Below are 1,281 nucleotides of genomic sequence, written 5' to 3' on the forward strand. Positions count from 1 at the left end.
TCCACCAACTCCGGCGAAGCATGCCCCAGCACCACCGCCACCTGCGCCCGCACCAACTCCACCACCGACCGCACCCGATCAGCCTCACCCAACCCCGCCAACCGCCGCACCAGCGCACCGTCACCCGACACCGACCCCGACACCGCCGACCGGCGAACCCCCCGCACCAGCCCGCGCAGCAGATGCGGCACCTCGCCCTGCGCCCGCACCGCCGCCAGGTCGAGCCGGACCGGGGCCACGGCCGGCTCACCCGAGCGGACGGCCGCGTCGAACAACGCGACACCCTGCTCCGGAGTGATCGCCGGCATCCCGGCGCGGGTCAACCGGCGCGCCTGAGCGTCATCCAGGGCCCCGGTCATCCCGGCGTCCTGCGCCCACGGCCCCCACGCCAGCGACAACCCCGCCAGCCCCTCAGCCCGCCGCACCTCCGCCAACGCGTCCAAAAACGCGTTCGCCGCCGCATAGTTACCCTGACCCGCCCCACCGAACGTCCCCGCCACCGACGAGAACACCACGAACGCCGCCAGATCCAGACCCCGGGTCAGCTCGTGCAGATACCAGGCCGCATCCACCTTCGGCCGCAACACCGTCCCCAACCGCTCCGGCGACAGCGACGGAATCGTCCCGTCATCCAGCACACCCGCGGTGTGGATCACCGCGGTCAGCGGATGCCCGGCATCCACCCCGGCCAGCAACGCCGCCACCTGGTCCCGATCGGCCACATCACACGCGACGATCTCGACCTCGACCCCGTGCGCGATCAGCTCGGCCCGCAGTTCCAGCGCGCCGGGGGCGTCCAGGCCCCGGCGGCTGGTCAGCAGCAGACGCCGCACCCCACGCTCGGCCACCACATGCCGCGCGAACAACCCACCCAGACCACCCGTCCCACCAGTGATCAACACCGTCCCCTCCGGATCCCAGGCACGGCCCGCTCCCCCACCCGGACCAGAGTCACGCTCGTAGCCGGGACCGTCAGTGAGGTCAACGCCACGAGCAGAACCATGCTCAGCGTCGAAGCCATCGGCGGAACCACCAGAACCGGGCACCCGTACCAGCCGGGCAACCCGCACCTCATCCCCGCGCACCGCCACCTGCGGCTCACCCGAGGCCAGCACCCCGGACAACACCGATGCCGAGATCTCCTGCCCGTCCAGGTCAATCAGCACGAACCGGCCCGGGTTCTCCGACTGCGCCGAGCGCACCAACCCCCACACCGCCGCCGCGCCCAGATCGGTGACCGCATCCCCCGCACCGGCCACCACCGCACCCCGCGTCACCACC

General features: G+C 72.4%; 1 protein-coding gene. It reads right to left on the reverse strand.

What is annotated here, in order from left to right; genetic code table 11:
* A partial coding sequence (locus ABT061_RS48275) for a type I polyketide synthase (RefSeq protein ID WP_350930447.1) occupies window positions 1-1,281 on the reverse strand: 1,281 nt, incomplete at both ends.

This window comes from Streptosporangium sp. NPDC002544, from assembly GCF_040295965.1.
In the GTDB taxonomy this organism is placed as follows: Bacteria; Actinomycetota; Actinomycetes; order Streptosporangiales; family Streptosporangiaceae; genus Streptosporangium.